Origin of the sequence: Streptomyces phaeolivaceus, from assembly GCF_009184865.1 — a bacterium.
Classification (GTDB): Bacteria; Actinomycetota; Actinomycetes; order Streptomycetales; family Streptomycetaceae; genus Streptomyces; species Streptomyces phaeolivaceus.
The window spans coordinates 3,142,229-3,158,685 of record NZ_CP045096.1; the positions used below are offsets into that span (position 1 = coordinate 3,142,229).

The window sequence follows — 16,457 nt, forward strand, 5'->3', positions numbered from 1 at the left end:
GCTAGGGGGATCTGAGTAGGCATGGCCAATTTCTCGAAGTCGAACGTGCCGCGGTTCTCGGTCGAGGTGTACCAGAACGAGTACCTGCCCGAGGGTGGCCGCGAGGTCAACGCCATCGTGACGGTCAGCGCGACGGGGGGCGGCACCATCGGCAGCGCGGTCGCCGCGCCGCACCTCTACTCGCCAGGCCAGGGCCCGTCCGCCGCCGTGGCGCTCATGGTCGACTGCTCGGGGTCGATGGACTACCCGCCGACCAAGATGCGCAACGCCCGGGACGCCACGGCCGCCGCGATCGACACCCTGCGCGACGGCGTCCACTTCGCGGTGATCGACGGCACCCATGTGGCCCGGGAGGTCTACCCGGGCAACGGCCGGCTCGCGGTCGCCGACTCCGCCACCCGGGAGCAGGCCAAGCAGGCGCTGCGCAGGCTCAGCGCGGGCGGCGGCACCGCCATCGGCACCTGGCTGAAGCTCGCGGACCGGCTGCTCGCCTCGGCGGACGTCGCCATCCGCCACGGCATCCTGCTCACCGACGGCCGCAACGAGCACGAGTCGCCCGAGGACTTGAAGGCCGCGTTGGACGCCTGTGCCGGACGGTTCACGTGTGACGCGCGTGGAGTGGGCACCGACTGGGAGGTGAAGGAGGTCACGGGGATCGCCTCCGCGCTGCTCGGCACCGCCGACATCGTCGCCGACCCGGCCGCCCTGTCCGCCGACTTCACGCAGATGATGGAGGCGGCCATGGGCAAGGAGGTCGCGGACGTCGCCCTGCGACTGTGGACCCCGGTCGGTACGCAGATCAAGTTCGTCAAGCAAGTGGCACCCACGGTCGAGCAGTTGACCGACCGTCGCACGGAGGCCGGACCGCGTGCCGGGGACTACCCGACCGGGTCGTGGGGTGACGAGTCCCGCGACTACCACGTGTGTGTCGAGGTGCCGTCCGCCGACCTCGGCCAGGAGATGCTGGCCGCCCGTGTCTCCCTGGTGATCCCGCAGCCCGACGGCACCGTCCAGAACCTCGGCGCCCAGGGTCTGGTGAAGGCGGTGTGGACCGACGACATGGTCGCGTCGACGTCGATCAACCCCCAGGTCGCGCACTACACGGGCCAGGCCGAACTGGCACAAGTCATCCAGCAGGGTTTGGATGCCCGCAAATCAGGTGATTTCGACGGGGCAACGGCCAAGCTGGGACGAGCCGTTCAGCTCGCCAGCGCGTCGGGGAACGCGGATACTGCGAAACTGCTTGCGAAGGTGGTGGACGTGGTCGACGCGGCGACAGGTACTGTGCGACTGAAGGCGAAGGTCACGGAGGCCGACGAGATGACTCTCGAGACCCGGTCCACAAAGACTGTTCGTGTAAAGAAGTAGGCAGACCACACCGGCCCGTCGCGGCCACAGGAACCGGCCGTGAGGCCGGAAAGGAGAGGGGGAAGCGCCGACATGCCGACCTGCCCGAACGGACACCAGTCGGGTTCCGACGACTGGTGCGAGGTCTGCGGTCACCGTATGGCCGGTGCCGTACCCCCGCCGCCTCCACCGCCGCCCCCGGGCGCCGGTTACGGATACCCGCCGCCCGGCTCCCCTCCCCCGCCTCCCGGTGGGGGCGGTCCCGGCGGCCCCGGGGGACGCCCGCACCTCGCCGCCGAGCCGGAACTCTGCCCGCAGTGCCGCACGCCCCGCGAGGGCGGCGCGCCCTTCTGCGAGGAGTGCCGGTGGAACTTCCTGACCAACACCGCGACGACGTACACCCCGGCCGCGCCCCGGTCGGGGCCGCCCGGTCCCGGCGGCCCCGGCCCCGGTCAGGGTCCCGGCCCCGGCGGGAACCCGGCGCTCCGGTTCCAGCAGCAACAGCCGCCTCCGCCGTCCTTCGGCGGCGGTGACGCGTACGACTACCAGAGCTCCCGCCCCTCCCAGATGAACCGCCCCGCCGAACCGATCCCGCCGGGACCGTTCGGCGGCGATTCGTCGGGTCCGGGCGGCCCCGGGGGACCGGGCGGAAACGGTGGGTTCGGCGGTCCTGGTGGACCCGGAGGTCCTGGTGGCCCCGGTGGACACGGCGGTCAGGGTCCGGGTGGACCGGGCCGTCCGGGTGGGCCCGGGGGTCCTGGCGGCCCCGGTGGCCCGCCGGGGCCCGGGGGTTCCTCCGGGTTCGGCGGTGGGCCTTCGGGCCAGCCCGGCCGTCCCGGTCCGGGGCAGCCCGGCCAGTCGGCGTTCGGCGGCGATCCTTCACGCCCCGGCCCCTCGGGCTTCGGCGGCGACCCTTCGCGGCCCGGCCCCTCCGGCTTCGGCGGCGACCCTTCGCGGCCCGGCCCCGGCGGCTTCGGCGACCCCTCCCGGCCTGTTCCTCCGCCGCCCGGTCCCACACCGGGCGGTCAGGGTCCCGGTGGACCCGGTGGACCCGGATTCCCCGGTGGCCAAGGCCAGGGCGGCGGACCGGGCGGCCCCGGTGGGGCACCGCAGGGCTACCAGCAGGCGGGGGCGTCCGCTCCGCCGGCCTTCCCGCAGGAGACCCGGCGACCGCAGCCCGGGAACCCCGGCGGACCGGGTGGACCCGGCCCCGGTCCCGGTGGTCAGGGTCCCGGTGGCGGACCCTCCTTCGGTGGCGACGACGACTGGGTGATCTCCCCGCCGTCGACCGGCCCCGGCGGTCAAGGTGGACCCGGTGGACCCGGTGGCTACGGCTACCCGCAGCCCGGTGCCACCCAGGCCCCGCCCGGCCCCGCGTACCCGCAGGCGCCGACGACCTGGAGCGCGACCATCGGCCCGGACCGCGACTACTTCATGGCGATGATGCAGCGCTCGGGCCCCGAGGCGGCGGGCCTGAACCTGCCCGCGTACTCCCCGGAGCAGCGGCGCGCCCTCACCGGCAACCAGATCACCATCGGACGCCGCCGGCACTCCACCGGCGACACCCCCGACATCGATCTGTCGGTGCCGCCGGAGGACCCGGGCGTCTCGCACCAGCACGCGGTGCTGGTGCAGCAGCCCGACGGCAGCTGGGCGGTCGTCGACCAGAACTCCACGAACGGCACCACGGTCAACGGTTCCGAGGACCCCATCCAGCCCTTCGTCCCGATCCCCCTCCAGGACGGGGACCGGGTCCACGTGGGCGCGTGGACGACGATCACGATCCGCCGGGGCTGAACCACCCCACCACGGTGATCACGACCGGGGCCGGCCGAGCGACTTCGGCCGGCCCCGAGCCGTCTCACGGCAGCGGCCAGGCGTACGCCCCCTCGGGGTCGTCCAGCCAGGCCCAGGCGCGGTCGCCGCGGACCGTGATGCCGTAGCGCTCACGGGACGGCATGCCCTCGCGCTGCCACAGGGCGAGCGCCTCGTGCGGGTCGAGACTGGCCGCCGTCAGCGCCAGCAGGAACCGGAACAGCTCATGGTCCCTGGCCCGGTGCGGCAGCCCGCCGAGATGCGGACGCACCACCTCCGGCTCACTGCCCCCGCGCAGCGGCACGAAGTACGCCGACGTGTGCAGGAAGCGCCCCTCGGCGTGCTCGGCGTCCTCGACCCGCAGCCGCACCAGCCCGGTGGCCAGCGGGGTCAGGACGTGCGCGCCGGGCGTGCACTGGGCGAGCCAGGCGCGCGGGATCGAGTGCAGCGTGCAGGTCGCGATGATCCGGTCGTACGGCGCCCGCTCGGGCACCCCGCGCGCGCCGTCCCCGGTGACGACGGTCGGGTGGTACCCGGCGGCGTGCAGATGCGTGCGCGCCGCCTCCGTGATGTCGGCGTCCAGATCGACGGTCGTGACCAGGTCGTCCCCCAGCCGGTGCGCCAGCAGGGCGGCGTTGTAGCCGGTGCCCGCGCCGATCTCCAGCACCCGGTCGCCGTCCTCCACCCCCAGCTCGGCCAGCATCATCGCCATCAGCGACGGCTGGCTGCTGGAGGAGATCAGCTCCCCGTTCCGCACCCGCGTGGCGAGCGGGGCGTCGGCGTACGCGCCCCGCACCCAGCGGGCCCGCCGCCCGGGGTCGCGCTCCTCGCCCCACAGCCGCTCGAATCCACCCACACCGCCCACGTAGTAGTAGGGCACGAAGAGATGCCGGGGAACGCTCTCGAACGCCTTCCGCCACTCCAGGTCGGCGTCCCACGCCCCGCTCGCCTCGATCTCCCGCACCAGCGCCGACCGGGCCTCGGCGGCGAGGCGTTCCAGATCGTGGTCCACGGTGTCCGAGCCCATACCTCCACTGTGCGGCCGGACGCCCCCGGAGGCGAGCACCGGGACCCTCCGGCCCGGAATCCACCGGTCCTGGACCTAGGCCGCAAGTCCTCCGTCGCCGCGTCTGAGACCATGGGAACGTGAATGAGATTCGGCGCGGCACGCTTCAGGAGCAGACCTTCTACGAGCAGGTCGGCGGCGAGGAGACCTTCCGACGCCTCGTACACCGTTTCTACGAGGGTGTGGCCGGGGATCCGCTCCTGCGGCCGATGTATCCCGAGGAGGACCTGGGCCCTGCCGAGGACCGCTTCGCGCTGTTCCTGATGCAGTACTGGGGCGGCCCCACCACGTACAGCGAGAACCGCGGCCACCCCCGGCTCCGGATGCGCCACGCCCCGTTCACCGTGGACCGCGCCGCCCACGACGCCTGGCTGAAGCACATGCGCGACGCCGTCGACGAGCTGGGCCTGTCCGAGGAGCACGAGCACACCCTCTGGAACTACCTCACCTACGCCGCGGCCTCGATGGTGAACTCCCCGGGCTGAGCGGCCCCGGACGGCCGGCTCAGCGGACGCTGACGCCCAAGGTGCCGAGCCCCGCCCTGCGTACCGCGATCGACCCGTACGGCGTGCGCAGCCGCAGCCACGCGCCCGACGAGAAGAGTCCCGGTGACGCCGCCCCGGGCGGGCCGGCCGTGCGGGCGGTGCGGAGGAAGCCGAGCGACTGGGCCGCGTGCACGGCCCGGACCGGCAGCGGGGTGTCGCCGACCGTCCGGGACCAGATCTCCCGCCCTATCCGGTCGAGTTCGGCCCGCGTGCGCCGCTCGGGCACCAACTGCTCCGTACGGGACCGGAATTCGCGTACCGCCGCGGAGACCATCGCCCGCAGCACGTCCGGCGCGGGCAGCCCCGCCTCCGGCCGCCAGCCGCCGCGCGGGGGCAGCACCCCGGCCCACGGCGGCCCGGTCACCGCGTCCGGCACCAGTGCCGTGCCCGCCGACTCGTCTACGGACTCCAGGAGTTCACCGGCCGACACGGTCGCGTCGAGAGTGACGTCGAGACCGTTCTCGTAGGGCTTGGCCAGGCGCACGGCCCGGATCGCCAGGACCTCGAAGGACGGTGGCCTGCCGAAGACGGCCAGGGCCGTACCGGCCGCCTGGAGGCGTACCGCTGCTCCACGGTCGTAGTGGAGCAGCCGGGAGAGGAAGGCCGCGAGATCCGCGGCCTCCCCCTCGTCGGCGAGGTGGAGCACCGTCATGCGGCGACGGCCTCCGCCTTGTCGTCTCTGTACTCCTCCAGGAACTCACGTTCCTCGGCGGTGATCCGCCGGGGCCGCTGGGTCGCGAAGTCGAACGGCACTATCACCGTCGAGGCCCGGACGTAGACCTGCTCGGGGTCCTTGACCTCGTAGGTGATCGTGAACGAGGCCGCCCTTATCTCCGTGACCCACAGCTCGACGTCCACCGGCCTGTGCCGGTGCACCAACTGCCGCTTGTAGTCGATCTCATGGCGCGCCACCACGGACCCCTGCTTGAAATCCTTCTCCGGGCGGAACAGGAAGTCGATACGGGCTTCCTCCAGATAGCGGAGGAACACCACGTTGTTGACGTGGCCGTACGCGTCCATGTCCGCCCAGCGCAGTGGGCAGCGGTAGATGTGCCGCAAGATCGATCAGCCCCGGGTCAGCTTCTTGTAGGTGGCGCGGTGCGGACGGGTGGCGTCGGCGCCGAGTCGCTCGATCTTGTTCTTCTCGTACGACTCGAAGTTGCCCTCGAACCAGAACCACTTGGACTCGCCCTCGTAGGCGAGGATGTGCGTCGCCACCCGGTCCAGGAACCAGCGGTCGTGGGAGACGACCACGGCGCAGCCGGGGAACTCCAGGAGCGCGTTCTCCAGCGACGACAGGGTCTCGACGTCGAGGTCGTTGGTCGGCTCGTCGAGGAGCAGCAGGTTGCCGCCGAGCTTGAGGGTGAGCGCCAGGTTGAGGCGGTTGCGCTCACCGCCGGAGAGCACCCCGGCCGGCTTCTGCTGGTCCGGGCCCTTGAAGCCGAACGCTGAGACATAGGCACGGGAGGGCATCTCGACCTGGCCGACGTTGATGTAGTCCAGTTCGTCGGAGACGACGGCCCACAGCGTCTTCTTGGGGTCGATGTTCTCGCGGCTCTGGTCGACGTAGGAGATCTTGACGGTCTCGCCGACCTTGATCGAACCGGAGTCGGGCTCCTCCAGACCCTGGATCATCTTGAAGAGGGTCGTCTTGCCGGCGCCGTTCGGGCCGATGATGCCCACGATGCCGTTGCGCGGGAGCGTGAAGGAGAGGTCGTCAATGAGGACCTTCTCGCCGAAGGCCTTGCTGAGGTTGTTGACCTCGACGACCACACTGCCCAGACGGGGGCCCGGCGGGATCTGGATCTCCTCGAAGTCCAGCTTCCGCATCTTGTCGGCCTCGGCCGCCATCTCCTCGTAACGGGCCAGGCGCGCCTTGGACTTGGCCTGTCGGCCCTTGGCGTTGGAGCGGACCCACTCCAGCTCTTCCTTGAGCCGCTTGGCGCGCTTGGCGTCCTTCTGGCCCTCGACCTTGAGACGGGTCTGCTTGGTCTCCAGGTACGTGGAGTAGTTGCCCTCGTAGCCGATGGCGCGGCCTCGGTCGAGCTCCAGGATCCAGCCCGCGACGTTGTCGAGGAAGTACCGGTCGTGGGTGACGGCGACGACGGTGCCGGGGTACTTCGCGAGGTGCTGCTCCAGCCACTGCACCGACTCGGCGTCCAGGTGGTTGGTGGGCTCGTCGAGCAGCAGCAGGTCGGGGGCTTCGAGCAGCAGCTTGCAGAGCGCGACGCGGCGGCGCTCACCACCGGAGAGGTTGGTGACGGGCCAGTCGCCGGGCGGGCAGCCCAGGGCGTCCATGGCCTGCTCCAGCTGGGTGTCCAGGTCCCACGCGTTCGCGTGGTCCAGGTCCTCCTGGAGCTTGCCCATCTCGTCCAGGAGGGCGTCCGAGTAGTCGGTCGCCATCAGCTCCGCGACCTCGTTGAAGCGGTGGAGCTTGCCCATGATCTCGGCGGCGCCGTCCTGCACGTTCTGCAGGACCGTCTTCGACTCGTCCAGCGGCGGCTCCTGGAGGAGCATGCCGACGCTGTACCCGGGCGACAGGAACGCGTCACCGTTGGAGGGCTGCTCGAGCCCCGCCATGATCTTCAGAACGGTGGACTTACCGGCACCGTTCGGACCGACCACACCGATCTTCGCGCCGGGCAGGAAGCTCAGCGTGACGTCGTCAAGGATCACCTTGTCGCCGTGCGCCTTGCGTGTCTTGCGCATCGTGTAGATGTACTCAGCCAAGAGAAACCGTCCGGCAACTTGAAATCTGGCAGTGGGCAGTACCACCCATCTTGCCGCACTGCCAGCCCTCGACGGAAACCGGATGGTGAAGCCGTCGCGGGAACGACGCGGCCCCGGCGCCTCGGAGGCCTACCGGGGCCGCGTCGCACGCGTGCGTCACCGCGCGGTCACTCACTGTTGAGTTGCCAAGGAGCTGTTTCGCCTTGCGGCGCCCGCCGATTCCTCGTCACGGGTTCCGCTTGCGGAGAAGGATCACCACCGCGCCGCCGATCACGACAAGCCCGATGGCGACGCCCCCGATCAGCGGGGTGGCGCCGGAGCTGCCGGTCTCAGCAAGATCGGTGTCGGACGCCGTGGCCGCGTTGCCGCCGACGGTCGCCGGGCTGGGCTCGCTCAGCGTCTGGACCGAGTCCCCGTCCGCGTCGGCCGCGGTCTCCGTCCGGCAGTCGAGCACGCCCCGGAACTGCTTCGCGAAGCCGTTCGGCCCCTCGATGGTGAAGTCGTACGCCTGGTCCTCCTGCAAGGGGATCGTCACCGTGCGGGTCTCACCCGTGTCGATGGTGTACGTGATCCCCATCAGCTCGAAGACGAAGGGCTTGTCGCCCTGGTTGGCGGCCGTGATGTCGAGGCCGCCCTCGGCGCAGTTCTTCTCGGCCGACAGTGCGGGTATCGCGCCCTTCCCGGCCCAGTGCGCGGTCGCCGTCGCGGAGACCGTGGACTCGCTGGAGCCCGCGAGGATCTGCGTCTGGCTGCGGGTCTCGGAGGCGAAGGCACGGCCCACCGGCACGGTCGTCGAGGCCTGCACGGTCAGTTCGGCCGTGCCGTCCGCGGCGTCCTCGGGCACCTCGAAGTACAGCTCACCGCCGTCACCGGCCGAGGTCACGGCCTCACCGTCCGCGTCGACGACCCTCACCCCGTCCGCCGTCCCGTCCGAGGGCGGGGTCACGGTCACGGCGTCCGCGTTGGTGTGCACCGTGACCGGGCCGAGTCGCTCGCCCGGCCGACCGGAGACCGCGGCCGGGTCCAGGGTCAGGGACGCGGCCGGTTCCGCCAGGCTCCGCGCGCTCTTCTCCAGGTAGTCCGCGAGCTTCTCCGCCTCCGGGTCCAGGGCGGTCACATCGGCCGCGTCCGAGTAGCGCCAGATCGCCACCTGGGTTCCGGTCGCCGCTTCCTCCTCGGTGAGCCCCTTGGTCCCGGCCTTGCCGGCGAGTGCCGCGAGGTCGTTCACCTGCGGGTAGGAGTTCTGGAGGATCCAGCGGATCTTCCCGGCGTCCTTGTTGGCGCCCAGCGAGGTGCCGCTCCAGGGGGTCTCCTGGTACTTGGCGTCCTTCTGCGTCGGGTTCTGGACATCCACGCAGTAGGTCTGCAGGGTGCCCCCGCCGTCGACGAACATCTCGAACAGCCCTGCGGGGAGCCGCTGTTCCTGTCCGTCGCCGGTCCGGAGCACGGCCGTCCCGTACGTCTTGAGCCCGCCTATGGTCGCGGTCGCCCCACCGGAGTTCCGCGGTGTCCCGTCGGCGGCGGCCGGGCCCGCGGTGACGATCGCACCCGCGACGAGGAGTCCGGACACGAGTGACACGGCGGCGAGGCGAGTCGCCCCTCGCCTGCGCGCGGCCCACCCGGACCACCCGGAGAACGACGCCGAGAACGAAGAAACCACAGAATTTCCCTTCGAGCAGGACCCGTTGACGTGGGGGGTTGTGGTCCCACCAGCAGAATCAGAAGCCCCGTGAGCTATGCCCGGCATCCTAGGGACGCGGCGCACCGCTCTTCCCGGTCGTATCGTCGGACAACCGATCCGAATCGGAATCGTTATCGCTCACACAGCCCATGAACAGCACTTGTCGACAAATTGATCAGCCGCACACATGGACTCTTCACGACGCATTCGCCGATAACGCACCATCGCGCGCGAACTGAGGTCACGTCACCCCGGCCGGCTCCGGCCGGAGTTCACCGGCCGCGTCGAGCCGGCTTCCGGGCGGCGGTGTCTCCCAGTTCGGCTCCGGCTCCGGCTGCGACGGGGGTGGGTAGTTGGCCTGAGACACCGCCGACGCCTCTCCCCTGGGTGTCCTTCGGAACGCCGACGTGCCCCGCGACAGATCGTGGCCGATGGCGATCGCGTCAACGTCCGCCGAGACCCGGCTCTGCCCGTCCCGCTGTTCGGTGCGCACCTTCAACCGGCCCTGCACCACCACCGGATCGCCCAGCGCGACGGACGACGCCACGTTCGCGGCGAGCGTGCGCCGCGCCCACACCGTGAAGAAGTTGGTGTGTCCGTCGGTCCACTCGTTCTTCTCCCGGTCCCAGTACCGCGAGGTCACCGCCAGCCGGAAGCGGGCCGACGACCCCGTCGACGATTCCCGGCAGACCGGCTGCGTCGCCACGTTCCCCACCACGCACACCGTCGTCTCGTTCATCTCGCGAACCCCTCCTTCGCATCGGCACCGATCCCGATGCCGGCCGGACACGCGTACGGGCCCGTCCCGTACGGCTGTCGCGTCCGTCGTGCGGCGGTGCTGTGATCGCCGCGTGTTCAGACTGCCGCCGTCGGGCCGAGCCCGCTGAGCCCTGTGCATCACCGGCCGGCTGTGGACAACTCCGTCACCCGACGGAGTGAACCGCCCGTCCGGGAGCCGCCGGTCACCCCACCGGCGCCGCCCCGAGCACCCGCCCGTACTGCTCCCGCACCTCCCGGTACCGCAGCAGTTCGGCGGCCACCGGGTCCAGCACCCGCGCCCGACCGCACCCGGCCGCCGCCTCCCGCAGCCGCCGTTCCGCCTCGTGGCCGTACCGCCGCGCCGGACCGCGTGCGGCCAGTCGGCAGCCCCACTCGACGGCCGGACCACCGACGATGCCGATCACCATCAACAGCACCGGAACCCCGAGATTCGGTGCCATGAAGCCGATGATCTGCCCCAGCAACCACAGCCCGCCGATGACTTGGAGGAGCGTCATGGAGGCCTGCGCGAGAACCGCCCCCGGCCACCAGCCCGGCCGCGGCGGCCGTCCCGTCGGCGCCCCGACCCGTACCGCCAGCTCGTCCAGCGCCTCGGGCAGCCCCTGCGCCCCGCGGACGGCCGCCTCCCGCACCGCCTGGGCCCAGGGCATGGGCAGCCCCGCGGCGGCGCGCTCCGACAAGGTCCGTACGGCGTGCTCGACGCGCTGCCTGGCGGTCGCCTCCTCGTCCACCGGCGCCGTCAGGGCGAGCCGTCCGGTCGGGGGTTCGCTCCGGTCCTGGTACCACCGCCACAGCCGTAGCCAGGGCGTCCCACACGCGCGGTTGGCGTTGCGCAGCCAGGCGCGCTCGGCGGCCTCGCCCGCCGCGGTGGCGCCGACGGCGTCCGCGAGCCGCGCCGCGAACTCGTCCCGGGCCCGCTCGCTCAGCCCCGCGCTCCGCTGATTCGCGTACACCGGCCACAGCCGTGCCGCCGCCGCGTCCAGATCGGCGCGGACCCGGCGGGCGGGGGCACCCCGCTCGGCCACGAACTGCTCCAGCGCGTCGCGCAGTTCCCCCACCCCGTCCCCGGTGAGCGCGGACAGCGCGAGCACGGCGGCGCCCGGTTCGCCGTGCTCCCCGAGCGCGATCCCGTCCTCGTCGAGAAGGCGCCGCAGATCGTCGAGCACCTGGTGGGCGGCCTCGCCGGGCAGCCGGTCCACCTGGTTGAGGACGACGAACATGACCTCCGCGTGACCGGCCAGGGGCCGCAGATAGCGCTCGTGGAGAACGGCGTCGGCGTACTTCTCCGGATCGACGACCCAGATGACCGCGTCCACCAGCGCCAGGATCCGGTCGACCTGCTCCCGGTGCTGGACCGCCGCCGAGTCGTGGTCGGGCAGATCCACCAGCACGAGTCCGCGCAACTGTGCCTCCGCCTCCGGGCTCTGCAACGGCCGTCGCCGCAGCCGCCCCGGGATGCCCAGCCGGTCGATGAGGCTCGCCGCTCCGTCGCTCCAGCTGCACGCGATGGGCGCGGCCGTGGTGGGCCGGCGTACGCCCGTCTCCGAGATCGCCACCCCCGCGAGCGCGTTGAACAGCGTCGACTTGCCGCTGCCGGTGGCGCCCGCGATGGCGACGACGGTGTGCTGCCCGGAGAGCCTGCGCCGCGCCGCCGCCTCGTCCAGCACCCGTCCGGCCTCGGCCAGCGTCGTGCTGTCCAGCCGGGTACGGGACAGCCCCACCAGCTCCCGCAGCGCGTCCAGCCGCGACCTCAGCCGCCCGTCGTAGGCGAGCGGGGTGACCGGCTGCGCGGTCGAGGCCCTGGGCTCCGCGGCCGACCCCCGCTCGGCGGCACTCATGTCGCTGACGCGCCGGGCGATGAGCCCGTCGTCCCAGGGTTCCCCGGCTTCCGAACGCGCGGACGAATCACAGGACGCGCCACTGCCAACGCCGTCGCCGTTGCCGTTGCCGTTGCCGTTGCCGTTGCCGTTGCCGTTGCCGTTGCCGTTGCCGGGACGATCGGGGACGCGCGCGTGGACGTCGTTCACGCCCGTCCCGGAGCGCCCGCCCTCGGCGCCCGCCGACGAACCTCCGTCCCCCCTCTTGTCGCCCTTCGTCCCACTCTTCTCACCGTCGCCCGCCCTCGCGTGGCCTTTCCTCTCCTCGGCCTTCCTCTCCTCGGCCTTCTCGGGGACGTCGTCTCCGGTCTGATCCGTGTGGTCAGTGACGGCGGTCACAGCGGTCACCTCTCCTTCTGCAGTACGGACAGGGCGGCGATGAGTTCGGCCTGTGGTTCGGGGTGGACGTCGAGTGCGTCGAGCGGGGCGAGGCGGCGTTCCCGCTCGGTGTCGAGGGCCCGGTCGAGGTACTCGGTGAGCAGCCGCCCGCCCCGGTCGCGCAGCCGCAACGCGCCGTGCGCGCCGATCCGTTCGGCGAGGCCCTCCCCCGCGGACCGGGCCCGGCGGCCACCCAGCAGCGCGGTGGCGCCCAGGGCGGCCACCACCTCGGCGTCGGGCGCGACGCTCCGTTCGAGGTCGCGCACCTCTTCCTCGGCGTACTCCTCCAGGACGCGCCGCCAGCGCCGTACGGTCATCCCGATCCGGTGTTCGACGCTCTCCCCGGTGACCTCACGTTCCGTCAGCCCGGCGGACACGGCGGCCGGTTCGCGGCTCCAGGCCTCGCCGATCCGCTCGTCGGCGGCGGTGACGGCGCACAGCACCAGCGTGCCGAGGCTTTCGACGAGGGCGTCGAGCAGTTCACCGGCGGTGCAGTCGAGCGGATAGCTGCGCCACCGTTTGAGGGCGTCGCCCGCGAGCACGGCCCCCGACTGCAGACGTCCCTTCACGCGCGCGTGCTCGCTGTCGTACGCCGTGTCGACGGCTGCGGTGAGGCGGAGGGCGGTGGAGTACTGCTGGGCTGCCGCGCTCGCCAGTTCGGGCATCCGGGACCGCAGCGAGTCGAGAACCCCGTGCGCGGTGCGGGCGACGGTCTCGTGCCGGGCTCCCGGATCGGTGGTCTGCTGGACGAGCCAGGTCCGCAGCGGGGCGACGGCCGTGCCCGGCAACAGCCCGCCGCCCCAGGCGGACTCGGGGAGTTCGGGCACGGTGAACCGGGGTACGTCGCCGAGCCCGGCCTTGGTCAGGAGCGCCCCGTACTGCCGGGAGACCTCGGAGACGACCTGGTGGGGGACGCGGTCGAGCACGGTGACCAGGGTGGCCCGGTGTTCCTTCGCGGACCGCAGCAGATGCCACGGCACGGCGTCGGCGTAGCGGGAGGCAGTCGTGACCATCACCCAGATGTCGGCGGCGCAGATGAGTTCGGCGGCGAGTACGCGGTTGTCGGCGTCCAGGGAGTCGACATCGGGCGCGTCCAGGAGGGCGAGACCGGGGGGAAGGCTGTCGGCCGTCTCGATGCGCAGGACGCGCTCGCCGCCCTTGCCACCGTCGCCGTCCGACGGGAAGGAGTCGTCGCCCGGGTCCCGCCCGGGATGCCGTTGAGGTGTCCACGCACGCGTGAGGTTGGGCAGGACGCGCATACCGCTGAACCAGTGATGGTCCTCGGGATGGCAGATCAGGACGGGCGTGCGGGTCGTCGGCCGCAGCACGCCGGCCTCGCTGACCTTCCGTCCCACCAGGGAGTTGACGAGAGTGGACTTGCCGGCTCCGGTCGACCCCCCGACAACGGCCAGCAACGGCGCTTCGGGTTGCCGCAGCCGGGGCACCAAGTAGTCGTCGAGTTGCGCGAGCAGTTCGTCGCGGTTGGCACGCGCGCGCGGGGCCCCTGCCAGGGGCAGCGGAAAGCGCGCGGCGGCGACACGGTCGCGCAGGGCGGAGAGCGCGTCGAGCAGCTGAGGCCGTACGTCCAAGGTCACCACATGCGAAGAATGCCCAATTTTGTGGACATTCTGAAGCATATAAGTTACGTCTGCGCGCCGACAGGACACACGGGACGGAGGGGACGAGAGGGGCGCAGGCATAACGAGTGCACAACACCCGAGGCCCGAGGCGCCAAAAGAGGTGCACGATTCGCACCTGCCTGCGATTATCAGGACCGCTTCACCGAACCTCCACATTGAGCCACGGAGGTGAAGCAACAGGGACACGGACTCGGGAGCCCTATCCTTGTCCCCGGCAACGTCACGGATCAGCCCACACCCGGGCACCAGGACAGAGGCCACCACACCCGGCCCCCGTAGCTCAGTGGATAGAGCAGGCGCCTTCTAAGCGCTTGGCCGCAGGTTCGAGTCCTGCCGGGGGCGCCACTGACCGTCGGTCTGACTGGCGACGTTTCCGCAGGTCAGACTGCGTTTACCTGGCTTTCCACGTTAATCGGATTCTTCGCCTCCGCCTGGGGCTGAGTCCGGCTGGCACCGGTCAAAACCGGGCTTCTACGGGTGTCCGTCCCACATACGTCCCACAAAATCTGGGGGCGCGAGACAACCCGACACTCCTTTCAGCACACAAAGCGGAGCGGCCTCGGTCCCCTCTTCGGGGGACCGAGGCCGCTCCGCTTCTCACGACGCCACTTGTGGGAGCCTCAGAGCGGCTTCGGCGCGTTTCAGGTAGAGCTCCCGCTGGCCAACGACGCAGCGCGCATAGATAGCCTGCAGGACCGGCACACTGTTGCCGGCCATCTCGGCGACCTCTGAGTGCGGGATGCCCTCGTTCATCCAGGCCGTCAGGCAAGTGTGACGCAGGTCGTACACGCGCTTGCCCGTCGGTGACCGAAACTCGTGGTCGGACAGGACCTCCTCGCGCGCCTTGGCCCAGACGCGCCTGAAGACCGACCCCGCGAGCATGTCACCCTTCTCGCCCGGGAAGAGGAGGTCGGCCGACCCGAGGTCATACTTCTTGATGATCTCGCGAAGGATCACGACGAGAACCGGGTGGATGGGGACCAGACGCGTGTCGCCCTCTGCCCGTCCTTTGAGGTGCCGCTTCTCATGGACGTCACCAGTGTCGGTCCACTGACGGCCGACTTCGGGCTGAGCCTCATGGACCAGGAACTCGCCCCATCCCGTCTCAGGCAGCGTGGCGTCCCCCACACGGAGGGCGACCGCCTCCTCAGGCCGGAGGCCGGCGTAGTAGAGGGTGGCGAAGAAGGCCCGGTAGAGGCGCCCGCGGCGCGGGCGCCGGCCTATCCAGTCCAGCATCTTCGCGACCTGGTCTCCGTTCAGCAGACAGCGCTTGTCGATGGCTTGGGCCACCTTCGGAGCAGTACGCTCACCCTTCTCCTTCGGCAGAGGGTTGACCTTCAGGTAGCTGTGCTTGATCGCGTACCCCATGACCAGGTTCATGATCCGGTCATTGCGTCTTATGGAGCTGGCGGCTGCCGCGGTGCCGTCGAGGCGCGTGCTGAGGGCCGTGACGACCTTGTCAACGTTCTCGGCCTTCTCCCACGCGCTCATTGGGAGGGAGTTGCGCTGAATCCAGTCGAGGATCGTCTGCACCTCGACAGGTATGGGTTTGTCGGTGTGGGCACGCCCCCTGACGCTGAAGGCGTACTCCCGCAGCGCCTTACGGACCGCCACCGGTTCGAAGTGCATCGGCGGTGTCGTGCGCAACAGGGCGATGGTCGCAGGAGTGAGCGCCTTGGCCAGGTTCTTTCGGGTGTTACTGGCAGCTTGGGGCCATTTCCAGTTGACGTACTCGACCGCAAAGTCGTACCAGTTCACCTCGGCGGCCTTGGACATCCAGGCGATCGGCCGACCCGTTTCGATGTCGAACGGCTCACGCTTCCTGTGCGCGGCCATCAGCTTCGAGCGCTCGTCATCGGCGACCGCGCTCTTCTTATACGTCTTGCTGTGCTTCTTGTGGGCGACCTTCCAACGGACGGTGTAGGTGTTGCCTTTGGCCCGCTTGTTCGTCTCAACGGGGTAGAAGCGAACGTCCAACGAGCTGTTGTCCATCAAGAAGCGTCCTCGCAATCCATAAGCCAGTTCTCGAAATCGCTGCGCCGTATCCGAAGGGAGCCGTTGGGCAGTCGAATGCAGCGCGGGCCGCGCCCCTTCTGGCGCCAGTCGTAGAAGGTCGATCGGGCGATCTGCAGCTCGTCGCAAACCTCGTCGACCGTCAGCTTCTGCCCAGGTCGAACCGCTACCGCCATGACGCCGCCACGCGGTCCCAGATGGACAAGGAGTCGGCGTACAAGGAGGGCGGACCTGCCAGCCCGGGGCGAAAAAGGGCAGGGGGTATCGCGGATCGGCACATGAGGTGGGTGTTCCTTGCGAAAGAGCGCGCGGGGCGACGGAGCGGAACCAACAGCGCTGAGAGCCCATGCGGCACGGCAAGGACATCGCTTCTCTTCAGCGAACAGGCGCTGCGGATAACAGGGCAGCAGCAGGCAGGAGCCGCTCATTGCCTCCTTGCGTCTTTGCGGCACTGTCTACTGCATCCGCCACGGCTCCACCGCCAAGCACAGCCGCTGCGAACACCCTCAATGGTCGTCACGATCGCCGGTTTGGCTAACCGGCGATCGTGGTCTATGTTTCGCCCCACACAGCTCAGAAGAACAG

The 16,457-nt window shown here is 70.7% G+C and carries 13 protein-coding genes and 1 tRNA gene; 4 read left to right on the plus strand and 10 right to left on the minus strand.

Going from position 1 to position 16,457, the window contains the following annotated elements:
- Window positions 1-21 precede the first annotated feature (21 nt).
- Together F9278_RS14570 and F9278_RS14575 are read left to right on the plus strand one after the other, a co-directional pair.
- Window positions 22-1,368, plus strand: a complete 1,347-nt coding sequence (locus tag F9278_RS14570) for a vWA domain-containing protein (RefSeq protein WP_152168719.1) — start codon at window positions 22-24, stop codon at window positions 1,366-1,368.
- Between the two features lie 72 nt (window positions 1,369-1,440).
- The gene (locus F9278_RS14575) at window positions 1,441-3,144 is read left to right on the plus strand and encodes an FHA domain-containing protein (RefSeq protein WP_152168720.1); all 1,704 of its coding nucleotides are present in this window, start codon (window positions 1,441-1,443) and stop codon (window positions 3,142-3,144) included.
- Between the two features lie 64 nt (window positions 3,145-3,208).
- Here F9278_RS14575 and F9278_RS14580 read toward each other — a convergent pair whose 3' ends face one another.
- Entirely contained in the window at window positions 3,209-4,189 is a 981-nt protein-coding gene (locus F9278_RS14580; protein WP_152168721.1) for a methyltransferase domain-containing protein, read from the minus strand.
- 119 nt (window positions 4,190-4,308) lie between these two features.
- Here F9278_RS14580 and F9278_RS14585 point away from each other — a divergent pair, with 119 nt between their 5' ends.
- Window positions 4,309-4,713 carry a globin gene (locus F9278_RS14585; protein ID WP_152168722.1) on the plus strand — a complete coding sequence of 135 codons (405 nt, stop codon included), beginning with the start codon at window positions 4,309-4,311 and terminating at the stop codon, window positions 4,711-4,713.
- A 19-nt stretch (window positions 4,714-4,732) separates the two neighbouring features.
- On the opposite strand, the gene F9278_RS14590 is transcribed toward F9278_RS14585, so the two are convergent.
- The 7 genes from F9278_RS14590 to F9278_RS14620 form a co-directional block, all read right to left on the minus strand.
- Window positions 4,733-5,425, minus strand: coding sequence for a hypothetical protein (locus F9278_RS14590; RefSeq protein WP_152168723.1), 693 nt, complete (start codon window positions 5,423-5,425; stop codon window positions 4,733-4,735).
- A complete protein-coding gene (locus tag F9278_RS14595; RefSeq protein WP_152168724.1) occupies window positions 5,422-5,832 on the minus strand; it encodes an acyl-CoA thioesterase in 411 nt (136 codons plus the stop codon). The genes F9278_RS14590 and F9278_RS14595 overlap by 4 nt, the downstream gene beginning before the upstream one ends.
- Window positions 5,833-5,838: 6 nt before the next feature.
- The gene (gene ettA / locus F9278_RS14600; protein WP_152168725.1) at window positions 5,839-7,503 is read right to left on the minus strand and encodes an energy-dependent translational throttle protein EttA; all 1,665 of its coding nucleotides are present in this window, start codon (window positions 7,501-7,503) and stop codon (window positions 5,839-5,841) included.
- 226 nt (window positions 7,504-7,729) lie between these two features.
- Window positions 7,730-9,163 carry a TQXA domain-containing protein gene (locus F9278_RS14605; RefSeq protein WP_226966737.1) on the minus strand — a complete coding sequence of 478 codons (1,434 nt, stop codon included), beginning with the start codon at window positions 9,161-9,163 and terminating at the stop codon, window positions 7,730-7,732.
- A 262-nt stretch (window positions 9,164-9,425) separates the two neighbouring features.
- Window positions 9,426-9,923 (minus strand): single-stranded DNA-binding protein, encoded by a 498-nt coding sequence (locus F9278_RS14610; RefSeq protein WP_152168727.1) that lies wholly within the window; start codon window positions 9,921-9,923, stop codon window positions 9,426-9,428.
- A 223-nt stretch (window positions 9,924-10,146) separates the two neighbouring features.
- Window positions 10,147-12,189, minus strand: coding sequence for a YfjP family GTPase (locus tag F9278_RS14615; protein WP_152168728.1), 2,043 nt, complete (start codon window positions 12,187-12,189; stop codon window positions 10,147-10,149).
- The gene (locus F9278_RS14620) at window positions 12,186-13,856 is read right to left on the minus strand and encodes a dynamin family protein (RefSeq protein WP_152168729.1); all 1,671 of its coding nucleotides are present in this window, start codon (window positions 13,854-13,856) and stop codon (window positions 12,186-12,188) included. The genes F9278_RS14615 and F9278_RS14620 overlap by 4 nt, the downstream gene beginning before the upstream one ends.
- Before the next feature lie 272 nt (window positions 13,857-14,128).
- Between F9278_RS14620 and F9278_RS14625 the strand changes: the two genes are divergently transcribed.
- Window positions 14,129-14,204, plus strand: a tRNA-Arg gene (locus tag F9278_RS14625).
- Window positions 14,205-14,456: 252 nt separating this feature from the next.
- Here the strand turns inward: F9278_RS14625 and F9278_RS14630 are convergent.
- Window positions 14,457-15,851, minus strand: a complete 1,395-nt coding sequence (locus F9278_RS14630) for a tyrosine-type recombinase/integrase (protein WP_226966738.1) — start codon at window positions 15,849-15,851, stop codon at window positions 14,457-14,459.
- Window positions 15,851-16,300, minus strand: a complete 450-nt coding sequence (locus F9278_RS48700; protein WP_404818884.1) for a helix-turn-helix transcriptional regulator — start codon at window positions 16,298-16,300, stop codon at window positions 15,851-15,853. Before F9278_RS48700 ends, F9278_RS14630 begins: the two co-directional genes overlap by 1 nt.
- Window positions 16,301-16,457 lie beyond the last annotated feature (157 nt).

Excerpts from the sequence above, each read along its gene's own strand:
- F9278_RS14570 (WP_152168719.1), top strand. The coding sequence starts at position 22 with ATGGCCAATTTCTCGAAGTCGAACGTGCCGCGGTTCTCGGTCGAGGTG.
- F9278_RS14575 (WP_152168720.1), top strand. The coding sequence starts at position 1,441 with ATGCCGACCTGCCCGAACGGACACCAGTCGGGTTCCGACGACTGGTGC.
- F9278_RS14580 (WP_152168721.1), bottom strand. The coding sequence starts at position 4,189 with ATGGGCTCGGACACCGTGGACCACGATCTGGAACGCCTCGCCGCCGAG.
- F9278_RS14590 (WP_152168723.1), bottom strand. The coding sequence starts at position 5,425 with ATGACGGTGCTCCACCTCGCCGACGAGGGGGAGGCCGCGGATCTCGCG.
- F9278_RS14610 (WP_152168727.1), bottom strand. The coding sequence starts at position 9,923 with ATGAACGAGACGACGGTGTGCGTGGTGGGGAACGTGGCGACGCAGCCG.
- F9278_RS14620 (WP_152168729.1), bottom strand. The coding sequence starts at position 13,856 with ATGCTTCAGAATGTCCACAAAATTGGGCATTCTTCGCATGTGGTGACC.
- F9278_RS14630 (WP_226966738.1), bottom strand. The coding sequence starts at position 15,851 with ATGGACAACAGCTCGTTGGACGTTCGCTTCTACCCCGTTGAGACGAAC.
- F9278_RS48700 (WP_404818884.1), bottom strand. The coding sequence starts at position 16,300 with ATGAGCGGCTCCTGCCTGCTGCTGCCCTGTTATCCGCAGCGCCTGTTC.